Genomic DNA, 21015 nt, shown 5'->3' with positions numbered 1-21015 from the left:
GTTTTTCCGTTTCCAATCAATTTATTATTTGTAGCGATTTTGTAAATTTGAATCTTAACAAACATAAACAATTTTTAACAGATTAAAGACCAAAGAAATGTGGCCGGAAGCACATCTTCCGCAGCTTGAACCAAAGCGTTTATCATATCACGCAACCATGTCATTTGACAAGATGTCTTCTTCGTATCCCGTCAAAAAAATATCTTCAGGCAGCGCGGTGCGTCCCAGCGCAATAATGCGTCCGTTGGTGGGAAGCGGATACAGGCGCAGGTCGTCTTCGCGCGGATTGAGCTGTGCGGCGAGTTCCTTATGCAGTTGCTCGGCCTGCTCTTGACCGCCGCGAAACAGAAAGACGCTTTTTTGTAATGCCAAAGCGCGGCCGCTCAGCAGTTTGTGGGTGCGTTGCAGGCGGCGGCGGTCGGCGATGTCGTAGGCAATCAGCCAGCGTCGGGGTTGTCCCATAGTTGCAGTTCTCCCAGTGCGAGTTCGGGTTGGCAGGTGCTTTGGCAAAGGTGGTTGAGCAGGCGGCGGCAGGCTTGGTGGATGTGGGTGCGCCATGTTTTGGCATGTTCTTCGTAGGCGCGGTAGTAGCGCAGTCTGCCGCTTTTTTTCAGGCGGCAGCCTTGCGGGGTGTCGCTGAAGTCTTGTGCTTGCAGGGTGTGTTGGCGGAACAGGTCTATCGCCCATTGGTCGTATTGGGGGCGCAGGGGTTCGAGCAGGTCGCAGGCGAGCGATTCGCGTCCGTGTTGCAGGTTGTGGTAAAAGCCGATGCAGGGGTCGAGTCCGCACAGGTGAAGGTGGCGGACGATTTCAAAATGCAGCAGGGTGTAGCCCAGTGATAAGATGCTGTTGAGCGGGTCGCGGGGCGGGCGGCGGTTGCGGCCCTGAAAGTTGAGTGAGGCGGGCAGGAAGCTTTGCCATGCTTGAAAATAGCAGGCCGCCGCCGCGCCTTCCAAGCCGCGCAGGCTGTCTGAATCCGGTGCGGCGGCAACGGCTTGGACGAGTGCTTGGATTTGTTCGGCAGGGCGGTGGAGGCGGTGGGCGTGTTGCAGGGCGGTTTGTCCGATGCGGCGCAGCAGTTGCGCTTGGCGTTCGGTTTTTTCGGCAATCAGGTTTTTGGCAATCCGCAAGGCGGCTTCGGGGTCTTGGGCTTGGGTGTGTTGCAGGGTGCGGCGGCGGGCGTCCAGTTTGGTGTTTGGCATCATCAGTGCGGCTTGCTGCTGTTTACCGCTTAAAACCAATACGCCGATGCCGTGTTCGCCCAGTTTGCCCAACACGGAGGCGTTCAGTTGCAGGCTGCCCTTGATGCAGATGCGTTCGATAATGTGAAGCGGGACGGTGGCGGTGCGCGTGTCGTTTTCATAAAATACGGCGGCTTGGTTTTCCACCGTCAGGCGCAGATTTTTGCGGTCAATATAGAGCGTGGTCATCATGGTTTATCCGATAATCAAAGCATGGCAGGGCATGGGCGCGGCAACGCCGGACAATAAAGCAGGGTGTTTGCCCAAGCTGATGATGTGAAACGTGTCTTCAGGTTTGAGCAGGTGCGAAAGGCGCAGGTGCAGGTGGGCGTATTCGGGCGGGCTCAACAGGCATTCAAACACCGATTTTTGCCTTCCGACCGCATAGGTTTGCAAGATGCGGCGCACTTGCGCCTGCCGTTTCGGGCAGGAAATGTCGTAGGCAAGCAAATAGGCTTGACGGGCGGGCATCAGTGTGGCTCCGGCCGCCAAGCGGGAAGATAGGGCAAATCCGCATCAAGCGGGGTGGGTTCGGGGTGGCATTTGCCGCAGGGAATAAAGCCCAGTTCTTCCAATACGCCCGCATCACAGCCGCCCACGCCGCTTTTTTGTGCGCTTTGGTAGTAGTACAGCAGCAGGGCATCGCGCATCGGATTTTTGAAGGTGCGGGCGAATTCGTCCAGCAAATCCGTGAGCCGTTGCGGTGCGACATGGTCGGCACGCAAGCCGCGCTGTCTGCAACGGCGTTTGTGGGCGCGTAATGCCTGTTGTTCGGCAAAGGGCAGCGTGTCCTGCCAAACTTGGTATTTTGCCAGCAGGGTTTGAATGGTTTGCGCCAGCTCCGCCAAGTTGAAATGGTAGAACGGGTGCGTGCCGCTATTGCGGCGGCGCACGGCTTCGCGCACCGCGCTTTCCCATTGCACACGCGGCCAGAGGGCTTGCACTTTGGTTAAAAAGCGTTGTTCGTGGTCGGGCAGCAGTTCGCGGTGGACGGCGAACCAGTCGCGGAAACGTTCCACGCCTTGAATGCCGTAAGTTTCTTTAAAACCAACGGGCAGCACCAAATCCACAAAATCACTTTTCACGCAGGCGCAGCCGGCGCGGTGGTAGCGCGGCTGTTGCGGACGGGCGGCGCGGGTGTAGTTGTCTTGCGGGGTGGCGACATACAGCCAGCGTTGTCCGATGATGCGGTCAAACAGGGGGTGGCTGTGTTCCAGCAGCAGGATTTTGCAAAAATACAGCCGCGCCGCTTCCAGATTGTTAAACCAATCGATGCAGCATTCGGAATACAATGCCCCGTCATGACCGTCCATCTCCAGCTTGTGCTGCGGGCTGGCGAGCAGTCTGCCGAAATTGTATTTGGTGATGTAAACCGTCATGATGGTTGGGCGGGTTGGTGAATGATGGGGCGGATTATGCGGCGGCGGCGTTTTTCAGGCAGCCTGCACAAATTTGTGATGACGGTGTTTGACGGACTTTCGCGTATGATGGGCGTTTTTTCAAACGGAGAACAATGATGACGGTTTGGTTTGTATCGCGGCACGAGGGCGCGTTGGCTTGGATTGAGGGGCAGACGCAATGGCGCATCGACCGTTTCGTGCCGCATTTGGACGTGGCGCAGGTGGCGGCGGGCGATGTGGTGTTGGGCACGCTGCCCGTGCATTTGGCGGCGCAGGTGTGTGCAAAAGGCGCGGCATTTTATTTTTTGCAGATGCCGCAACAGCCGGAACAGCGCGGCTCGGAATACTCGGCGGAAGAAATGACGCGGGCGGGCGCGTGTTTGCGGCGTTTTGACGTGCGCCTGTTGGAAGACGGGGAAAAGCAGTGAAAAAGAAAATCTTGGTGGCGGTTACCGGCATGTCGCCGCAGATTGTTACCGAAACGGTGTATGCCCTGCACCGTTATCACGGCTGGCTGCCTGAAAAAATCATCGTGCTGACCACTTTGACGGGACGCGCACAAATTGTGGCGAAACTGCTGGGCGATGACGGTCATTTCGCCCGCTTGCGCCGCGATTACGGTTTGCCGCCGATTGCGTTCGGCAGCGACACCATCCGCGTGATTCACGAAAACGGCCGCGAGCTGGACGACATCCGCACCCCCGAACAAAACCAAGCCGCCGCCGATTTGATTGTGCGCGAAATCGGCAGCCTGTGCCGCGATGCCGACACCGAACTGCACGTTTCCATTGCCGGCGGGCGCAAATCCATGGGGTTTTACATCGGCTACGCGCTGTCGCTGTTCGGACGGGTGCAGGACAAATTGTCGCACGTTTTGGTGGAAGAGCCGTTTGAGCAATGCCCCGATTTTTTCTACCCCGCGCCTGAATCACGCCTGTTGCGCTTGCGGGACGGCAGTTGTGTCGATGCCGCGCACGCCAAAGTGATGTTGGCGGAAATTCCGTTTGTGCGGATGGCAGACAACCCCACACCGTTGCTGGCAGACGCGCAACACACTTTCTCCCAAGCCGTGCAATTGGCACAGCATGTGGTCGGCGGTCGGGCGCGGGTGCGGATTGATGCTGCCGAACGTGCGGTTTACATCGGGGGTTATTGCCGTATCGGCGATTTGAATCCCATGCAGTTTGCCTTGTATCTGGCAATGGCGCAGTTCCGAAAAGCGGGGTTTGACATTCACATCGCCGACGTGTCGCACCGCCAACGCTTGTCGGAGCGGTATTTTCATCATTATTGCCGCTATGGGGAGGGTTTGCAGGGCAGCCACAAAGCCGCCGCCGACCGCCGCCGTGCCGTGTGGGACGATTTGCAGCACGATGACGGCGCGGAAATCGTGCGGATTTTGCGGGAACACCGTTCGCGGATAAACAAAATTTTGAAAAAGCATTTGGGGCAATACGGCAAACGGTTCGGCATTGAAAGCGGCGGGGCGAACAACCGCAAATTTTACCGTCTGCAAGTGTCTGCCGAACAAATTGACATCACCGGTTTGCCGCCGTGCGTGTCAGGGCAGTAAAAAACACCGCCAACGGACATTGGCGGTGCGGCTCATCGGATTGGCACGGGACAAAACGAATGCGGTTGGCTTGTTTTTCCAACACACCAAGCCCCGCGCCATCGACATCAATAGTATTTCGGCGGCAACTGGTGGCTGCGCAAGCGTTTTTGCAAACGTTTTACCGCAGCCGCTTTTTTGCGTTTGCGGGCGGTGGTGGGTTTTTCGTAGGCTTCGCGGGCGCGAAGTTCGGTCAGCAAACCGGTTTTTTCAATGGCGCGTTTGAAACGGCGCATCGCCACTTCAAACGGCTCGTTTTCTTTTACGCGAACAGAAGGCATGTTATTTCCTTATAAAACAAAATGATGAAAAACGCATCGTTTTTGCCGCAATGCCGGCGGGGCAGATGCCGCCCGATGATGACACATCACCTCCCAACCGAAACCGCACTTGGCGGAAAAACGGGCATTGCCATACGAATGCGCCGAAAAATAAACCGATTATTTTCGCCAAAAAGCCTTGTCGTGTCAATCAAAATATTCAGCGCCGCCATTCTTCGTTCAACGCCCGCAAATTGGCTTCGCGGTCGCGCACCGTGTGTTCCCAACGCTGCGCGGCGGCGGCATCGCCGCGTTTGCGGGCTGCCTGAAGCTGTTTTTGCGCGGCGGCCAGCGCGGTTTGTTCGCGGCGGATGTCGTTTTCCAAAATTTGACGGCGGCTCGGCGGCTTGGGCGGCGGCGCGATGCCGGCGGGGCGCGGCGCAACCGTTTTTTTCGGCGGCACAACGGTGGCGGCGGGCGGCGGTTTCGGCGCGGGCGGCAAAATCGGCGTGTCGTCAAAACGCCCGTATTCGGCGCGTTTCCAAATGCGGGCGATGTCGTCTTCGCCGGTGTCGGCGGCGGGCGCGGACGCGGCGGCGTTCGGCAGGGCAACGGCGGCGGACACGGTGGGCGGCGGCGCGAAGTGGGCGGACGCGCTTTCGGCGATGCCGTCCATTTGCGAACGCACGCACTGCGGCTGCACGCGCACGCTGGTAAACACGGGTTTGCCGTCAATCACGCAAATATAGGTGTCGGCGCGGGCGGGCAACGCTGCCAAAAATATGCAAAAAAACAAGGTTTGACGCATTTTCAGGCTGCCTGAAGCCGCTCGATGCCCTGCGGCGGCAGTTCGGCGGCGATGTCGGCGATGCGGCGGCCGTTGATGCGGTAATCGGGGGCGATGTCGGCAAGCGGATACATCACAAACGCCCGTTCGCAGGCGCGCGGGTGCGGCAGGGTGAGCGTGTCGCTTGCCAGCATTTCGCCGTTAAAGTCAATGATGTCCAAGTCCAAAGTGCGCGGCGCGTTGCGGAAACTGCGTTCGCGCCCGAATGCCCGCTCGATGCCCTGCAAGGCCAGCAGCAGCGCGGGCGCGTCCAGCGTGGTTTCCACCAGCGCGGCGGCGTTGATAAAATCGGGCTGGTCGGCGTAACCCACCGGCGCGGTGCGGTAAAGCGGCGACACTGCCAGCACGCGCACGCCCTCCAACGCGGACACGGCAGACACGGCACGGCGGACTTGGTTTTCGGGGTCGGCAAGGTTGCTGCCGAAAGCAATCAGCGCATTCATTTCAGGCTGCCTGAATTAGCGGGCGTTTTTCATCAAACGCTGTTTTTCGCGTTTCCAATCGGCTTCTTTGGCAGACTCGCGCTTGTCGTGCTGTTTCTTGCCCTTTGCCAAACCGATTTGCACCTTGATGCGCCCGCGATGCAGGTGCATATTGAGCGGCACGATGGTGTAACCCGCCCGTTCGGTTTTGCCAATCAGCTTGTTGATTTCCCGTTGGTTCAGCAGCAATTTGCGCGGACGCACGGGGTCGGGCTTGACGTGGGTGGACGCGGTGGGCAGCGCGGTGATGTGGCAGCCCACCAAGTAAAACGCACCGTTGCGCCAATAAATATAGCTTTCTTTCAACTGCACCCGCGCCGCACGAATGGCTTTGACTTCCCAGCCCTCCAGCACGATGCCTGCCTGAATCTGCTCTTCAATAAAATAATCATGAAAAGCCTTGCGGTTGTTGGCGATGCTCATATCGTTTCGCAAAATCAAATGGTTTGAACGGCTGCGATTGTAGCAGAATTTGTTTCGGGTATACTGCGCGTTTTGTATTTTTCAGGCAGCCTGAAAATGATGAACGTTTTGAAAAAACTTTTGTGTTTGGCACTTTGTTTCGTCAGCCTGACGGCGGCGGCGCAGGAATGGGATTTTACGCTGGTTGCGGGGCGCGAGCATGAGGGCAACCTCTTACTCCCGAATTGGCAAACCGTCAAAGTGCAAGCACCCGCGCCTGAAGCACCGTCCGTCCAATCGTTTTTTGTGGTTGGTGAAACGTGGCTGACGGAAAAAGATGTGGCGACAATAAAAAGCCATCGGCAAGACAACAATATCTTTACCACACTTATGTTTACCCCACAGGGCGCACGCACATTTAAGCGTTTAACCACACAGCATCGCGGAAAAGTCATCTTGCTGACCGATGGGCGTGAACAATATTCTCTTGCTGCCGCGCTCATTACCCACCCCATTGATAATAATCTGCAACTGATTACCAGCGTACACCCCGACATCGCAGACAGCCGCGATATTATCCGCCTGCTGCGCGAAAACGGCTTGCGCGTTTATCTGACCCACCCCGAGCACGGACGCAAACTGATGTTGCAAGAAATGCCCAAACAGCCCATTCTCACTTGGGAAATAGACCCCGACCGCCGCTTTACCGCCGATGATTTCAATAATATCCGCATTGAAGCCGAAAAATGGAATGTCGGCGAGAGCATCAATGAAAATTCGTTTACCATGCGTTACCGCATTGTCGCCACGCCCACCGCCGCCGCCCGTCAGCGCATGAGTCAGCCTAGATTCCCTTTTTTGTTTATGTGGCTACTGCTGGACGGCGGACAACCGCCCGCTTTGCTGAACACGCTGAGTGATGATTTCCTGCATGATGCAAACGGCGATGTGGCTTTACACGGATTTTTTCTCAATGAAGCAGACGCACGCAAAGCCTTGGCCAAACTGCGCCGCACCCCGCCAGATGACAAAACCCCGCCCAAACAGTAAAATCCCCACCTTTTACCCGCAGCAAAACCATGCTAACTTTTCAAGACATTATCTTCAAACTGCAAAGCTACTGGGCGGCAAAAGGCTGCGCGGTTCTGCAACCCTTTGATTTGGAAGTGGGTGCCGGCACGTCCCACCCCGCCACCTGCTTACGCGCACTCGGCCCCGAGCCGTGGTTTGCCGCCTACGTCCAGCCCAGCCGCCGCCCCAAAGACGGACGGTATGGCGACAATCCCAACCGTCTGCAACATTATTACCAATTCCAAGTCGCGCTTAAGCCCGCGCCCGCCGACATTCAGGACTTGTATCTGGATTCCCTGCGCGAATTGGGCATCGACCCCACCGTTCACGACATCCGTTTTGTGGAAGACGACTGGGAAAATCCCACGCTCGGCGCATGGGGTTTGGGCTGGGAAGTGTGGCTCAACGGCATGGAAATCACCCAGTTTACCTATTTCCAACAAGTCGGCGGCATTGATTGCACCCCCGTACTCGGCGAAATCACCTACGGCATCGAGCGTTTGGCAATGTATCTGCAAGGCGTGGAAAACGTTTATGATTTGGTGTGGACGCGCACGCCGGACGGACAGGTTTTGACTTACGGCGACGTGTATCATCAAAACGAGGTAGAACAATCCGCCTACAATTTTGAACACAGCGATGCCGACTGGCTGCTGGCACAATTCAACGGCTACGAAGCACAGGCGCAACGTCTGCTCGCCGAAGAAAACGCGCAGCTTGCCCTGCCCGCTTACGAATTGGTGCTGAAAGCGGGACACACCTTCAATCTGCTGGACGCGCGCGGGGCGATTTCCGTTACCGAACGGGCGACTTACATCGGGCGCATCCGCAATTTGAGCCGCGTGGCGGCGCAGAAATTTGTCGCGAGCAGGGAGGCTTTGGGCTTTCCCTTGTTGAAACAATAATTTTTCAGGCAGCCTGAAACATGATTACACTCTACGCTTTGGAACAATCCCGCGCCGTGCGCATCGCGTGGCTGTTGGAAAAGCTGAAGCTCGATTACCAAGTGGAACGCTTCGCCCGCAACGCCGACACCCTGCTTGCGCCCGATGCCTTGCGCCAAATCCACCCGCTCGGCAAATCGCCGCTTGTGCGCGATGGCGACAGCGTGTTGGCGGAAAGCGGCGCGATTGCGGAATATCTGCTCGCCCGTTACGACCGCGACCACACGCTGCACCCCGCCGCCGATGCGCCCGATTTTGACAAGCATTTGTATTGGCTGCATTATACCGAAGGTTCGCTGATGCCTTTATTGGTGATGTCGCTGGTGTTCCGCCGCATTGGCGCGCAAAAAATGCCGTTTTTCGCCAAACCCGTTGCCCGCAAAATCACGGACGGCGTGCGCCAATCCTTTCTTTCGCCACAGTTAAACCTGCATTTAAATTATGTGAATCAGGCGTTGGCAGACAAAACGTGGCTGCTCGGCGACACCTTAAGCGGCGCGGACATCATGATGGGCTTTCCGCTTCAGGCAGCCTTGTCGCGCGGCGGCGGCAGTTGGGAAAATATTGAACACTATGTGCGCCGCATGGAAGCCGATGCCGATTACCAACGCGCGGCGGAGCGCACCGGCTGTTTGGAAACTTTGTGATGCCGCACTACCGCCGTCCGCACAGCCGCCGCGCCCTGCGCCGCCTAAACGCCCGCCAACGCAAAAAATACCATTTGGGCGAATACCAAAACCTGATTTTTTGCGTGCAAGGCTGCCTGAAAAGCGAATACCAAACCTTTGCCGCGTTTGAGCAATTTTGCGGAAAACTGTTGTCGTTTATCGCTGCAAACGGCATCTGCATGACAAGCTGCGGCGGTGCGGCGGATTTTCAAATCATCTTTGACACCGCCCGCCGCAGCGTTCCCGCGCTGACCGCCGCACAACGGCAAACGGTTTTGGAAATGCTGTTGTCGCTGCCCGAATTGGCGCATTTGCGGGCGGGCAATCTGATAGACGGTTTTTACGCCGATGAAACCGCATACGAAACCTATCCCGAAATACTGAAATAAATCATTGAGAACCATCACATGTCCCCCACCCTACTGATTGAATTGCTCACCGAAGAACTCCCCCCCAAAGCCCTGAACACTTTGGGCAACGCCTTTGCCGCCGCCATTGCCGAAGGCTTGGAAAAAGCACAACTGCTTGACGGCACGCCCGATTTCACCGCCTACGCCGCCCCGCGCCGTTTGGCGGTGCAGGTGCGCGGCGTGAAAGCGGTACAAACCGACCGCCAAGTGCTGAAAAAAGGCCCTGCCGTTGCCAACGCGCTCAAAGACGGCGTGCCGACCAAAGCTCTGGAAGGTTTTGCCCGCTCCTGCGGCGCGGCGGTGGCGGATTTAAGCATTGTCCACGATGGCAAACAAGACGTTTACGCCTACGAATTTACCCAAAAAGGTCAAAGCCTTGCCGATTTACTGGGCGAGATTTTGGCGCAAGCGGTGAAAAAATTGCCGATTCCGAAAGTGATGCGCTGGGGCAGCAGCACGCACACCTTTGTGCGTCCCGTTCACGCTTTAACGGTGTTGCACGGCGAAAACGTGTTGCCCGTCAGCGTGTTGGGTTTGGAAGCGGGCAGAAGTTCGCGCGGACACCGCTTTTTGTCGCAAGGCGAAATCGTGTTCGCACAAGCCGATGATTATGCGGAACAAATTCGCGAGCAAGGTAAGGTGGTGGCTTCGTTTGGCGAGCGCAAAGCCGCGATTCAGGCAGCCTTGAACGAACGCGCCGCCGCTTTGGGCGCGAGCGTGGCCGCCGATGATGCCTTATTGGACGAAGTAACGGCGTTGGTGGAATATCCCAATGTTTTGGAAGCGGGTTTTGAAGCGCATTTCCTTGCCGTGCCGCAGGAATGCCTGATTTTGACCATGCAGCAAAACCAAAAATACTTCCCGCTTTTGGACGCGCAGGGCAAGCTGATGAACCGCTTTTTGCTGGTTGCCAACATCGCGCCCGACAATCCGGAACACATTGTTCACGGCAACGAGCGCGTGTTGCGGGCGCGTTTGAGCGATGCGGCGTTTTTTTACAAGCAAGACCAAAAAGCCAAATTGGACAGCCGTTTGCCGAAACTGGCGAATGTGGTGTACCACAACAAACTCGGTTCGCAAGCGGAACGGGTGGCGCGTTTGCAGGCTTTGGCGGCGCACATCGGCGCGGCTTTGGGCGCGGACGCGGCGGCGGTAGCGCGGGCGGCGCAGTTGGCAAAGGCGGATTTGCTGACGGAAATGGTGGGCGAATTTCCCGAATTGCAAGGCGTGATGGGGCGTTACTATGCTTTGCATGACGGCGAAACGGCGGAAGTGGCGGACGCGCTGGCGCAGCATTACCGCCCGCGTTTTGCCGGCGATGCGCTGCCGCAAGGGGCGGTGGCGGTGGCGGTGTCGCTGACGGACAAATTGGAAACGCTGGTGGGAATTTGGGGCATCGGCTTGATTCCCACCGGCGACAAAGACCCGTATGCGCTGCGCCGCGCGGCTTTGGGCGTGTTGCGGATGTTGTTGGAAAATAATTTGTCTATCAATGATTTGTTGCAAACGGCTTACGACACCTTCCCCGCAGGCTACCTGAACGCGGACACAGTGGCGCAGGTGGCGGAATTTATGCAGGGGCGTTTGGCGGTGCTGCTGCACAACGATTATCCGCACGATGTGGTGGCGGCGGTATTGGCGCAACGTCCCGACCGTTTGAACGATTTGGTGGCGAAATTGCAGGCGGTTCAGCAGTTTAAGCAGCTTCCCGAAGCGGCGGCATTGGCGGCGGCCAACAAGCGCGTGCAAAATCTGTTGAAAAAAGCGGACGGCAGTTTGGGCGCGGTGGACGAAAATCTGTTGCAGCAGGACGAGGAACGCGCTTTGTTTGCGGCGGCGCAAGATTTGCAACCCGTTGTTGCCAAGGCGTTGGCGGAACAGGATTTTCAGGCGGCGTTGGCGGCATTGGCGGGCATCAAGCCGCAGGTGGACGCGTTTTTTGACAAGGTAATGGTGATGGCGGACGATGAGGCCGTGAAGCGCAACCGTTTGAGTTTGCTGAAGCAGTTGGCGGAACTGCTGAATGCCGTGGCGGATATTGCCGAGTTGGAAAATTGATGCCCGCACCAAACGCCCGTTGAAAACGCTGGACAACGGCAACAAATCGCGGTACAAAACCGTTTTCATGCAATTTTAAGGAACGATGATGAGCAACATCAAACGCTTGGGTGGCAATGCCCGTTTGTCGGAAGCCGTGATTGCCAACGGTTTCGTGTTTTTGTCGGGCATGGTGCCGGAAAATCCCGAAGCGGACATCACCGCGCAAACCGCCGATGTGTTGCGCCAAATCGATGATTGGCTGGCAAAATGCGGCAGCGACAAAAGCCGTATTGTGGAAGCCACTGTTTTTCTGCCCGATTTGGCAGACTATGCGGGCATGAATGCGGCGTGGGACGCTTGGGTCGCGCCCGAAGCCGCACCCGCCCGCGCCTGTGTACAGGCAAAGCTCGCCGATGCGGCGTGGAAAGTGGAAATCAAGGTTTCGGCAGTGCAGAGCTAGGGCGTGCCATCAATTGACTGAAAAAACGCCGCGCCGTCATTCCCGCGAATGCGGGAATCCAAGTTAAAGCACAACAAACCTTGATAAAACAACGCTTGCCAAACATCGAGCGGTAGATTCCCGCCTGCGCGGGAATGACGGCGTTTTTGTATTATGCTGATTTTCAGCATAAAAGTTTAATTGATGACACGTCCTAGGGCGTGTCATCAATTGCTTTGCGAAGGGTTTTGCAAGCAAAAATCCGCACAAGGTCAGACACCTTGCGCGGATTTTCAACACGGAAACGGCGGTTGTGCCTTTATCCGTCCGCCTGGTCGTCATCGGGATTGCTGCGAATCACCAGCAGGGGCAGGCAGGTTTGACGCATCACCGTTTCGGTAAAGCTGCCCATCAGCAGGTGCATCAGCCCCGTGCGCCCGTGCGTGCCCAACACCAGCAAATCCGCGCCTTCTTGGTCGGCATAGTTGATTAATTCGTTTGCCATTTCTTTTGCACCGCGTGTGGACACCAGCAAATGCCAAACGGGTTTGTCCACCCCTGCGGCTTCGGCGCGGCGCACGGCTTCGCCCAATACGGTTTGACCGTGTTCGCGCGCGGCTTCTTCGTAGCTGCTTTGCTGCGCCAATTCGGGGGCAACCGCCATAAATTCGGCGGGGTTGGCAACGTGAACCAGCGTGAGTTTGGCTGCGGACGACACCGCCAAACGGCAGGCGTGGTCGAGTGCGTTGAGCGATGTGTCGCTGCCGTCTACGGCAACCACCAAATGTTGGTACATAGTCGTCTCCTTGATAAGCGGTTTGCGCCATTATAACGCTGCCGCCCTTGTTGTTTCAAACCGAAAAATACGGTTTTTGTGGGATTTTGCCATGTTTGAAGTATCCGACCGGTCGCGCCGTTTCGGCGGCATCGCCCGACTGTACGGCACAGGTGTTGCCGATGCGCTCGCCCGCGCCCATGTGTGTCTTGTCGGCATCGGCGGCGTGGGGTCGTGGGCGGCGGAAGCTTTGGCACGCTCGGGCATCGGCGCACTGACGCTGATTGACCCCGACAATGTCGCCGTTTCCAACACCAACCGCCAAATTCACGCCCTCACCCCCACTTTCGGGCAGGCAAAAACCGCCGCCATGCGCGAACGCATCGCCGCCATCAATCCCGACTGCCGCGTTTGTGAAGTGGAAGATTTTGCCGATGAACAAAATCTGCCCGAATTGTTGTCGCCACCGTTTGATTTTGTGATTGACGCAATCGACCAAGTGCGGGTGAAAGCGGCATTGGCGGCGCACTGCGTACGCACGGGCAAGCCCTTGGCGGTGAGCGGCGGCGCGGGCGGACAACGCCACCCGTCCCTGATTCGGAGCGGCGATTTGGCATCGGTTACCCACGACCGTTTGCTGGCAAACATGCGCTACCTGCTGCGCCGTCATCACGGCTTTGCCCGCGCAGGTGCGGGCAAAATGGGCGTGTGGTGCGTGTATTCGTCCGAAAACGTTGTCGCCCCGCAAACCGAAAGCTGCGATGCCGCCCCGCAAGGTCTGTCGTGCGCGGGCTACGGCGCGAGCATGCTGGTTACCGCCGCATTCGGGCTGCATCTGGCACACGCGGCGGTGGAACACATCGCCACCACAGCATGAGTACCGTTGTTGCCAAAGTATTCGGGCAAACCCTGACCGACCTGCCCGCCGACCTGTTCATTCCGCCCGATGCCCTGCAAGTGGTGCTGCACGCCTTTGAAGGCCCTTTGGATTTGCTGCTCTACCTGATTCGCAAGCAAAACATCGACGTGCTGAACATTCCGATGGCAACCGTTACCGAGCAATACCTTGCCTACATCGCCGCTTTGGAGCACACCCATTTCGACTTGGCGGCGGAATACTTGCTGATGGCAGCCGTATTGGTGGAAATCAAATCGCGCCTGCTGCTGCCGCAACCGCCCGCCGAAGCCGACACCGAAGACGCCGCCGACCCCCGTGCCGAACTAGTGCGCCGTCTGCTCGAATACGAACAAATCAAAGCCGCCGCCCACCGCTTGGACGCCCTGCCCCGCGCCGGACGCGATTTCGCATGGGCGTATCTGCCCGTAGAATTGGCGGCACACGCCCGTTTGCCCAAAGCCGCCACCGCCGACCTCACCCGCGCATGGCTGGGCATACTCGCCCGCGCATCGCACCACCAACGCCACCAAATCACCCGCGAACCCCTGTCAGTGCGCGGTATGATGGCAAAAATCCTGCAACACCTGCACCAAAACGGCGGCACATGCGCCTTCAGCCAACTGTTCGCCCCACCCTACACCGCCGCCGAATGGGTTACCGGCTTCATCGCCCTGCTCGAGCTGGTCAAAGAAAGCACCGTGCGCGTGGCACAAGAACAGCCCTTCGGCGAAATCCGCGTCCTGACCGCCAAACAAACCACCGTCCTGCCCGCGTAGAGCGTGTCATCAATTGACCGGGAAAACACAGCACCGTCATTCCCGCGCTTGAAAAATCATCGGACAAAAAACAGGCTGCTTGAACCCAACCAAGCAGCCTGTTTCACATGCACACGCTTTTTAGAAACGGTAGTTCACACCCAAGCGCACTTCACGACCCGGATTGGGCGGCGTGGACGCCAACAGGCGTTGGCTGTGGCTCTTATACAGCTTGTTGCCGACATTGTTTACCGCCACATTCACATTCATCGCATCGTTGTTCAAAGGCTTCCAGTTGGCATACAGGTCGTGCACGCCATAACCTTTACGGTGTCTTGCGTTGCCTTCACGTCTGTTGGCAGCAATAAAATCTTTGCTTTCGGCAAAACGTCCGCGCCAGCCCACTTCCAAATTGGGCTTGTCAAAGCGGTAGGTGAGCGATGTGCGCCATTGGCGACCCTGCGGAATAATGTCCAAGGGGTCATCGGCAAAATCCACTTCTAAAGCCTTGCCGTTGGCATCTTTAAAGTCGGCTTTCGGGTTGGCGTACGCCATGCTGGCGCGTGCCGTCAAGCCTTTCCACTGATAAGACGCGCCCAGTTCGTAGCCGTTGGTTTTCAGCGTGCCGCGATTGGCAACCGGGCTGCTGTTCAATTCGGTGTAGTAATTTTTTACCTGTTGTTGGAACAGCGTTCCGTTTACGTTCAGGTCTTTATGCGTCCAATTAAAGCCGACTTCCGCCAAACGCGCTTGTTCGGGTTTCAATTTGTCGGCAACATCGCGCCAGCCACGCGCTTTGTTTTCGCCACGGTTGTCGGTCAGGGTGTAGGCTGATGCCAGATTGGGGCTGCGGCTGGCATAGTTCAGTTTGGCATGCAGTGCCAAATCGGGCATCACGTCCCAAATCACGCCCACGCTCGGGTTGATTGCGCCTACCGATGCTTTTTTCGCGGCGTTGGAATTGTATTTGCCTACGGTGTTCAATTCAAAATGGTCGTAGCGCAAGCCTGTGGTCAGGGTTACGGGGTCGAGCGACCAGATGCCTTCGGCATAAATGCCCACTTCGTTTTTGCGTTCGCCGTTTACGCTGTTGTCGCCCGCCCGACCTTTGGTGTGTTCGTTGCGCCAGTTCAAGCCGTATTTGATGGTGTGTTTGCCAAGCAGGCTGCTGGCGGCGTTCAGGTTTGCGCCTGTGGTAAAGGTTTGGGAATGCCGTCCCTTGCCGGCGTTGTAGGTTTCTTCTACCTTTTTGCCATTTTTTTCGACTTCGCGGCGTTGCCAGTTTTCGCGTTCGTCATCGCCTTTGATGTGGAAGACGTTGGCATCAAGGCTGTTGATAAAGCCCAAGTTTTTGCCGGCGTATCGGGCATTGACGGTTTGCTGGGTGGTGGCGACGTTGCCTCGGTCTGCGTAGGAAGCAAATTCGGGACGTTCGGAACTGTCGCCGTAGAAATGCTCGCGGCGGTAGCTGATGCCGATTTTGTGGTCGGGGTGGATTTCATAGCCGAATTTGGCAAGGTAGTTGGCTTGTTTGCGGGCGGTGTTGTCGGCAATCACGCTTTTGTTTTCCTTGTCTCTGTCCCTGCCCGCTTTGTAGTTGCGGGCGTTGTGCCAACTGCCCAGCAGCAGGGCATCGAAGCCGTGTGTGTTGGCGTACACGGCGGCGCTGCCGCTGATGCTTTTGTTGCTGTTGTATTGGGTGGAAATGCGTGCGCCAAAGGGTTTGCCGTCCAAAATCAAATCTTTGGCATCAAGGGTTTGCGAACGAATCGCGCCACTGGTCATGCCGATGCCCGCGCTTGCCGAACCTGCGCCTTTGTCCACGCCAATCACGCGAACCATGTCGGGGTCGAGCTGGAAGCGCCCTTGGTGGTACCAAAGCTGGGTGGCGGTGGCGGTGCCGTCCACCACCATGTCGATGCGGTTTTGCCCCGCCGCGCGGATGGACAGGTATTGCGCCGATGCGTTGCCGCCGCCGGCGTTGATGTCGGCACGGTCGGCAAGCAGGTCGCGCATGCTGCTGATGTTGCGCTCGGAATTGGTTTTCCAGTTGTTGGTAATCGGGCGTTTGCCGGTGGCGGAGATGGCGGGCAGGTCTTTGCCGTTTTCTGCGGCGTGCGCCAAGCTGACGCCGGACAGGGCAAGTGCCAGCATGCTCATGCGGAAAAAAGAGATGTGTGCAGACATAACGTTGTTTATCCTTACAAACAGACAAAATTCGGGCGTCAAACGCCCTGTTGCGTATTGAAAACTGTGAATAAAAATGGTTATCAGAACCAATTTTACCCAATTTGACGGTTTTGTCCAGTATATTAACTTTTGTCAAACCGCCGTCCGCATTCGGGCAAAATCCGTGCCGCCGCAGGGCAAATTGGGTTACAATGTCTGCCGTTTTACAGCAATTTTGGAAAATACGGTATGCAACAATCTGTTTGGCAACAAAAATGGGTGGTCGGCAATTGGAAAATGAACGGCCGCACCGAGTCCAACCGCGCCCTGCTCGGCGACATCGCCGCCCTGCCCGCCGCCGAACGTGTCTGCATCGGCATCGCCCCGCCCCTGCCCTATCTTGCCCAAGCGCGCGCCGCCACCGCCCAAGCGGGCAACCGCATTCACCTTGCCGCTCAGGAAGTCAGCCGTTTTGCCGACAACGGCGCGTACACGGGCGAAGTTTCGGCGCACATGCTTGCCGATGCGGGCGCGGATTTGGTATTGGTCGGGCATTCCGAGCGCAGCCTGTATTTTGCCGAAACCCATGCCGAGCGCCGTCAGAAACTGGAAAACGTGTTGGCGGCGGGCTTGCAGCCTTTGCTGTGTGTCGGCGAAACCCTTGCCCAGCGCGAAGCCGGACAGGAGCAAAACACCGTTGCCGCCCAGCTTGACGTATTGGCAAACCTGAACAGCCGCCACATTGCTGTTGCCTACGAGCCGGTTTGGGCCATCGGCACGGGCAAAGTCGCCACCACCGCGCAAATTGCCCAAATGCACGAATTTATTTACCGCCACATCTTGTCATTGTGCGGCAGTGATGTTAATATCCGCATTCTTTACGGCGGAAGTGTGAACGAACAAAACGCCGCAGATATTTTCAGCGTCGCCCATGTGGACGGCGCACTTGTCGGCGGTGCATCGTTAAAAGGCGGGTCGTTTGCCGCCATTATCCGAGCCGCCGAAGAAACCGCATAATCATCATGGAAGCCTTAAAAACCGTTATTTGGATTGTCAATATCTTTTCCTCGCTCGCCATTATCGCCTTGGTGCTGATGCAGCACGGCAGGGGTGCGGACGCGGGTGCGAGTTTTGGCGGTTCGGGCAGCGCACAAGGCGTGTTCGGCTCTGGCGGCAACGCCAATTTTTTGAGCCGCATGACCGGCATGGCCGCCACGGTCTTTTTCGCTTCCTGCCTGTTGCTCGGCTACATTCACAGCCAACAAAGCAACAAGGGTTTGGATTTCAGCACCGTGCAACAAAGCAGTATCGCACCTGCCGCCACACCCGCCGCCGATGAGCAAGGCAGCACCTTAAATCCCGTTGCCGCCCATGCAAGCGCAGAAGCATCTGCCGCCGCAGCAAGCGGCGAAGCCAAAGCAACAAATGATGATAAGGGTTCGGCATTGGCTGCTGCCGCCGCAGGCGCAACCGCAGGTGCGGCCGCCGCCAAATTGGCAGACACCAAAAAAGCCGAAACCGACAAAAAAAATAACAAAAATAACGATGATGCCAAAAAAGACGCAAAAGCACCGGCAGGAAAAAGCAAAAAGCCAACCAAAGCCGATGCCGACAAAAACAAGAAAAAATCATCGTCCAAAACCAAACAATAAACTTTATGCCGACATGGTGGAATTGGTAGACACGCTATCTTGAGGGGGTAGTGACCGCAGGTCGTTCGAGTTCAAGTCTCGATGTCGGCACCAAACTGAAAAAAGCAGCCCGAAAACGGGCTGCTTTTTGATTTCCCATTGCACGGCTTGATTTGTACCCGCCTTGTATGCAAAACAAATCACATCAACGCCAACAATCAAAGTATTTCAACCGGCACACACATTGTGGCTCATGTACCGCAGAAAGTACGGTAGGGTTCGTCCTGTGCGGGAACGTGCTGATAGACACGGCAGGTTTCATCGCCATGGCGGAACGGCTGTTGCAGCACCGCCAGCAAATCATGAAACGGCTGCATGTCGCCTTGTTCTGCCGCCGCCAACGCCGTTTCCACATGGGCGTTACGCGGAATCACGGCGGGGTTGGCGGTACGCATGCGTTCGGCAACGGTGTCGGGCGGGCAGCCCTGCAAAGCCTGCTGCCACGCCTGATGCCATGCGGCAAAATCATCCGCCGCAAACAGTGCGTCCGTTCCGTCCAGCCTTGTGTTGCGGTTGCCGCTTTGCGCCAACGTCAGGCGGGCGAAGGTGTTGGTGTAATCGGCGCGGTGGCGCATCATCAGGTGCAACAGGCATTCAACCAAATGCCAATGTGCTTGCTCGTTGTCGGCAAAGCCCAGTCTTTGTGCCATTTTGGTGCGGTAGTGCTGTTCAAACGCGGGCATAAAGCCGTTTACGGCGGCGTATGCTTGTGCCAAAGCGCGGTGTTCGTCCGCATCAAGCAGGGGCAGCAGGGTTTCCGCCAAACGCGCCATGTTCCATTGTGCCATCGGGGCTTGGTTGGCATAGCGGTAGCGTCCGTGGTGGTCGATGCTGCTGAACACGGTGTCGGGGTGGTAGTTGTCCAAAAAGGCGCACGGGCCGTAGTCCAGCGTTTCGCCGGATATGGCGCTGTTGTCGGTGTTCATCACGCCGTGTACGAAGCCCGCCCATTGCCACAGTGCCGTCAATCGGGCTTGACGGGCGACAACGGCGTGCAGCAGGGCGCAATAGGGTGATGCTTGCGCTTCGGGTGTCAGGTCGGGAAAGTGGCGGGCAAGGGTGTAATCCGCCAAGGCGCGGACATCGGACACTTCGCCGCCCAGCGCGGCAAACTGGAAGGTGCCGACACGGATGTGGCTTTGGGCGGTGCGCACCAAAACCGCGCCGTCCGGCCAGTGCGGACGGTACACCCGTTCGCCCGTCCGCACCACTGCCAAGCTGCGGGTGGTCGGAATGCCCAAAGCGTGCATGGCTTCGCTAATCAGGTATTCGCGCAACATGGGTGCGAGTGCCGCTTTGCCGTCTCCGCGCCGCGAATAGGGGGTGCGCCCGTTGCCTTTGAGTTGGACGTCTGCCAATGTGCCGTTTGGGGTGCGCTGTTCGCCAATCAGGGTGGCGCGTCCGTCTCCCAGCACGGCGAAATGACCGAATTGGTGTCCCGCATAGGCTTGGGCGATGGCATGCGCTTGTGCGGGAAAACGGTTGCCGCACAAAACATCGGCATGGGTTTGCGGGTCGAAGTCCGCACCGTCTGCCAACAAGCCCAATTCGTGTGCCAAAGGCGTGTTGAACACCAGCACGTGCGGATTGGGAAAACCGGCACACACGGCAGAGGCGTAAAAACGGGGCGGGAGGGTACGGTAGCTGTGGGCAAATTGCCAATCAAGTTCGGACATGGGCGAAAAAACGGTGGCGGGTGGATAAAACGGTCAATCCTGTATAATGGCGCAATGTGGAAAACGATGACCTTGTTTGTGCTGACCGCGCTGGCGGAAATTGTCGGGTGCTGGCTGCCGTATTTGTGGCTGCGGCAGGGCAAAAGCGCGTGGCTGCTGCTGCCTGCGGCGGGGGCTTTGTCGCTGTTTGCGTGGCTGCTTACCCTGCACCCTGCCGCAAGCGGGCGCGTGTACGCCGCCTACGGCGGCGTGTACATCAGCGTGGCACTGCTGTGGCTGCGCTTTGCCGACCAAGTGCGCCCGCTTTGGAGCGACTGGCTCGGCGTTGCCCTGTGCCTGTGCGGGGCGGCGGTGATTGCTTGGGGCGGACGTTGATTATTCCCGTCTGTCCGCCACATCGTCCGCACCGTCTGCCGCCGTCTGCGCCACCGCCGTTTCCAAGCCCTTCCACTTGCGCCAACCATAGCGCACATAGCCCGACAAGCTGTACATCAGAAAAAATGCAAACAACACCAATGCCGGCTCAAGCGCCACCACCATCACCGCCAACACCAGCAAAATCATTCCGAAAAACGGCACCTTGCGCTTCACATGCACCTCTTTGAAGCTCCAAAACGGAATTTGCGCCACCATCGACAGCCCCGCAAACAGCGTCATCAGCAACGCCCATGCGCCACCGCCCGCCAAGCCGCCATAACTTTGGTCGAGCCACACCAAACCCGCCATCAGTGCCGCCGCCGTCGGGCTGGGAATACCGATAAACCACTTCTTATCGATTTTGCCAATCAGCGTGTTAAACAGAGCCAAACGCAGCGCCGCACAGGCACAATACACAAACGCAATCCCGTAACCGAGCTTGCCAAACTGGTACAACTGCCAATTGTACACAATCAGCGCAGGCGCCACCCCGAAGCTCACCATGTCTGCCAAACTGTCGAGCTGCTCGCCGAATGCGCTTTGGCTGTTCGTCCACCGCGCCACCCGCCCGTCCATACCGTCCAGCAGCATCGACACGAACACCGCCGCCGCCGCCGTACCGAAGCGGTCGTGCATCGATTCGGTAATCGCATAAAACGCACAAAACAAAGCGGCAATGGTAAACGAATTGGGCAGCAGATAAATACTGTTCTGCTTCAGATTATTGATTTTGTTTCTTGATTTTGTGGCGGACATAAGCCTGTCCCAAAGATTCGGCAACACGCGGATAATAGCACGATTCTGCCAAAACCAAAAAC

24 protein-coding genes, 1 tRNA gene and 1 pseudogene are annotated in these 21015 nt (G+C 57.3%); 14 read left to right on the top strand and 12 right to left on the bottom strand.

All coding sequences use genetic code 11. The features are described from left to right. Positions 1 to 147: 147 nt before the first annotated feature. From cas2 (G392_RS12770) to G392_RS0109990, 4 genes are read right to left on the bottom strand one after another with little or no spacing between them, the layout of a single operon-like run. A complete protein-coding gene (gene cas2, locus G392_RS12770) occupies positions 148 to 462 on the bottom strand; it encodes a CRISPR-associated endonuclease Cas2 (protein WP_051255684.1) in 315 nt (104 codons plus the stop codon). Continuing rightward, positions 438 to 1433, bottom strand: coding sequence for a CRISPR-associated endonuclease Cas1 (gene cas1 / locus G392_RS12765; protein WP_084165978.1), 996 nt, complete (start codon positions 1431 to 1433; stop codon positions 438 to 440). Before cas1 ends, cas2 (G392_RS12770) begins: the two co-directional genes overlap by 25 nt. Positions 1434 to 1436: 3 nt before the next feature. Then, entirely contained in the window at positions 1437 to 1712 is a 276-nt protein-coding gene (cas2, locus tag G392_RS12760) for a CRISPR-associated endonuclease Cas2 (RefSeq protein ID WP_027010096.1), read from the bottom strand. After that, a complete protein-coding gene (locus tag G392_RS0109990) occupies positions 1712 to 2620 on the bottom strand; it encodes a hypothetical protein (RefSeq protein WP_027010095.1) in 909 nt (302 codons plus the stop codon). The genes cas2 (G392_RS12760) and G392_RS0109990 overlap by 1 nt, the downstream gene beginning before the upstream one ends. A gap of 134 nt (positions 2621 to 2754) precedes the next feature. On the opposite strand from G392_RS0109990, the gene csx16 reads away from it, so the two are divergent. Both csx16 and csm6 read left to right on the top strand, forming a co-directional pair. Then, a complete protein-coding gene (gene csx16 / locus G392_RS0109980; RefSeq protein ID WP_245571961.1) occupies positions 2755 to 3069 on the top strand; it encodes a CRISPR-associated protein Csx16 in 315 nt (104 codons plus the stop codon). Then, positions 3066 to 4214 carry a CRISPR-associated ring nuclease Csm6 gene (csm6, locus tag G392_RS13150; RefSeq protein ID WP_027010093.1) on the top strand — a complete coding sequence of 383 codons (1149 nt, stop codon included), beginning with the start codon at positions 3066 to 3068 and terminating at the stop codon, positions 4212 to 4214. Before csx16 ends, csm6 begins: the two co-directional genes overlap by 4 nt. Before the next feature lie 107 nt (positions 4215 to 4321). Here csm6 and rpsU read toward each other — a convergent pair whose 3' ends face one another. The 4 genes from rpsU to smpB form a co-directional block, all read right to left on the bottom strand. After that, a complete protein-coding gene (rpsU, locus tag G392_RS0109965; protein ID WP_027010092.1) occupies positions 4322 to 4534 on the bottom strand; it encodes a 30S ribosomal protein S21 in 213 nt (70 codons plus the stop codon). 199 nt (positions 4535 to 4733) lie between these two features. Continuing rightward, positions 4734 to 5321 (bottom strand): hypothetical protein, encoded by a 588-nt coding sequence (locus G392_RS13145; RefSeq protein ID WP_051255682.1) that lies wholly within the window; start codon positions 5319 to 5321, stop codon positions 4734 to 4736. Positions 5322 to 5323: 2 nt separating this feature from the next. After that, a complete protein-coding gene (folK, locus tag G392_RS0109955) occupies positions 5324 to 5803 on the bottom strand; it encodes a 2-amino-4-hydroxy-6-hydroxymethyldihydropteridine diphosphokinase (protein ID WP_027010091.1) in 480 nt (159 codons plus the stop codon). Between the two features lie 15 nt (positions 5804 to 5818). Continuing rightward, a complete protein-coding gene (gene smpB / locus G392_RS0109950; protein ID WP_027010090.1) occupies positions 5819 to 6265 on the bottom strand; it encodes an SsrA-binding protein SmpB in 447 nt (148 codons plus the stop codon). A 96-nt stretch (positions 6266 to 6361) separates the two neighbouring features. On the opposite strand from smpB, the gene G392_RS0109945 reads away from it, so the two are divergent. The 6 genes from G392_RS0109945 (at position 6362) to G392_RS0109915 (ending at position 11837) form a co-directional block, all read left to right on the top strand. After that, entirely contained in the window at positions 6362 to 7294 is a 933-nt protein-coding gene (locus tag G392_RS0109945) for a hypothetical protein (RefSeq protein WP_027010089.1), read from the top strand. A gap of 29 nt (positions 7295 to 7323) precedes the next feature. Then, on the top strand, positions 7324 to 8220 hold the full coding sequence (gene glyQ, locus G392_RS0109940) for a glycine--tRNA ligase subunit alpha (RefSeq protein WP_027010088.1): 897 nt from the start codon (positions 7324 to 7326) through the stop codon (positions 8218 to 8220). Positions 8221 to 8240: 20 nt separating this feature from the next. Beyond that, on the top strand, positions 8241 to 8906 hold the full coding sequence (locus tag G392_RS0109935; protein ID WP_027010087.1) for a glutathione S-transferase: 666 nt from the start codon (positions 8241 to 8243) through the stop codon (positions 8904 to 8906). Beyond that, positions 8906 to 9316: a 50S ribosome-binding protein YggL gene (locus G392_RS13140; RefSeq protein WP_051255681.1), complete on the top strand. Its 411-nt coding sequence runs from the start codon at positions 8906 to 8908 to the stop codon at positions 9314 to 9316. The genes G392_RS0109935 and G392_RS13140 overlap by 1 nt, the downstream gene beginning before the upstream one ends. Positions 9317 to 9334: 18 nt before the next feature. After that, complete coding sequence (gene glyS / locus G392_RS0109925; protein ID WP_027010086.1) at positions 9335 to 11395, top strand: glycine--tRNA ligase subunit beta; 2061 nt, start codon at positions 9335 to 9337, stop codon at positions 11393 to 11395. Between the two features lie 88 nt (positions 11396 to 11483). Continuing rightward, complete coding sequence (locus tag G392_RS0109915) at positions 11484 to 11837, top strand: RidA family protein (RefSeq protein WP_027010085.1); 354 nt, start codon at positions 11484 to 11486, stop codon at positions 11835 to 11837. A gap of 298 nt (positions 11838 to 12135) precedes the next feature. Here the strand turns inward: G392_RS0109915 and G392_RS0109905 are convergent, their stop codons facing one another. After that, positions 12136 to 12612: a universal stress protein gene (locus G392_RS0109905; RefSeq protein WP_027010084.1), complete on the bottom strand. Its 477-nt coding sequence runs from the start codon at positions 12610 to 12612 to the stop codon at positions 12136 to 12138. Between the two features lie 91 nt (positions 12613 to 12703). Here G392_RS0109905 and G392_RS0109900 point away from each other — a divergent pair, with 91 nt between their 5' ends. After that, complete coding sequence (locus tag G392_RS0109900) at positions 12704 to 13468, top strand: tRNA threonylcarbamoyladenosine dehydratase (RefSeq protein WP_027010083.1); 765 nt, start codon at positions 12704 to 12706, stop codon at positions 13466 to 13468. Continuing rightward, positions 13465 to 14265 carry a segregation and condensation protein A gene (locus tag G392_RS0109895; RefSeq protein WP_027010082.1) on the top strand — a complete coding sequence of 267 codons (801 nt, stop codon included), beginning with the start codon at positions 13465 to 13467 and terminating at the stop codon, positions 14263 to 14265. Before G392_RS0109900 ends, G392_RS0109895 begins: the two co-directional genes overlap by 4 nt. Positions 14266 to 14385: 120 nt before the next feature. Here the strand turns inward: G392_RS0109895 and G392_RS0109890 are convergent, their stop codons facing one another. Further along, positions 14386 to 16431, bottom strand: a complete 2046-nt coding sequence (locus G392_RS0109890; RefSeq protein WP_027010081.1) for a TonB-dependent receptor domain-containing protein — start codon at positions 16429 to 16431, stop codon at positions 14386 to 14388. 231 nt (positions 16432 to 16662) lie between these two features. Here G392_RS0109890 and tpiA point away from each other — a divergent pair, with 231 nt between their 5' ends. The 3 genes and pseudogenes from tpiA (at position 16663) to G392_RS0109870 (ending at position 18158) form a co-directional block, all read left to right on the top strand. Next, entirely contained in the window at positions 16663 to 17430 is a 768-nt protein-coding gene (tpiA, locus tag G392_RS0109885) for a triose-phosphate isomerase (protein WP_027010080.1), read from the top strand. A 5-nt stretch (positions 17431 to 17435) separates the two neighbouring features. Further along, positions 17436 to 17729 (top strand): annotated as a pseudogene (secG, locus tag G392_RS14240) (preprotein translocase subunit SecG); the annotation flags it as partial. Between the two features lie 343 nt (positions 17730 to 18072). After that, positions 18073 to 18158: transfer RNA gene (locus tag G392_RS0109870), tRNA-Leu, on the top strand. Positions 18159 to 18295: 137 nt separating this feature from the next. Here G392_RS0109870 and G392_RS0109865 read toward each other — a convergent pair. Then, a complete protein-coding gene (locus G392_RS0109865) occupies positions 18296 to 19780 on the bottom strand; it encodes a protein adenylyltransferase SelO (protein ID WP_027010078.1) in 1485 nt (494 codons plus the stop codon). 66 nt (positions 19781 to 19846) lie between these two features. On the opposite strand from G392_RS0109865, the gene G392_RS0109860 reads away from it, so the two are divergent. Next, positions 19847 to 20155 carry a YnfA family protein gene (locus tag G392_RS0109860; RefSeq protein ID WP_425393419.1) on the top strand — a complete coding sequence of 103 codons (309 nt, stop codon included), beginning with the start codon at positions 19847 to 19849 and terminating at the stop codon, positions 20153 to 20155. Here the strand turns inward: G392_RS0109860 and pssA are convergent, their stop codons facing one another. Continuing rightward, positions 20156 to 20953, bottom strand: a complete 798-nt coding sequence (gene pssA, locus G392_RS12735; protein WP_051255680.1) for a CDP-diacylglycerol--serine O-phosphatidyltransferase — start codon at positions 20951 to 20953, stop codon at positions 20156 to 20158. Between the last annotated feature and the right edge of the window lie 62 nt (positions 20954 to 21015).

The sequence above is a fragment of the Conchiformibius kuhniae DSM 17694 genome, assembly GCF_000428785.1.
Taxonomy (GTDB): domain Bacteria; phylum Pseudomonadota; class Gammaproteobacteria; order Burkholderiales; family Neisseriaceae; genus Conchiformibius; species Conchiformibius kuhniae.
This window is presented reverse-complemented; position numbering and strand designations above follow the sequence as displayed.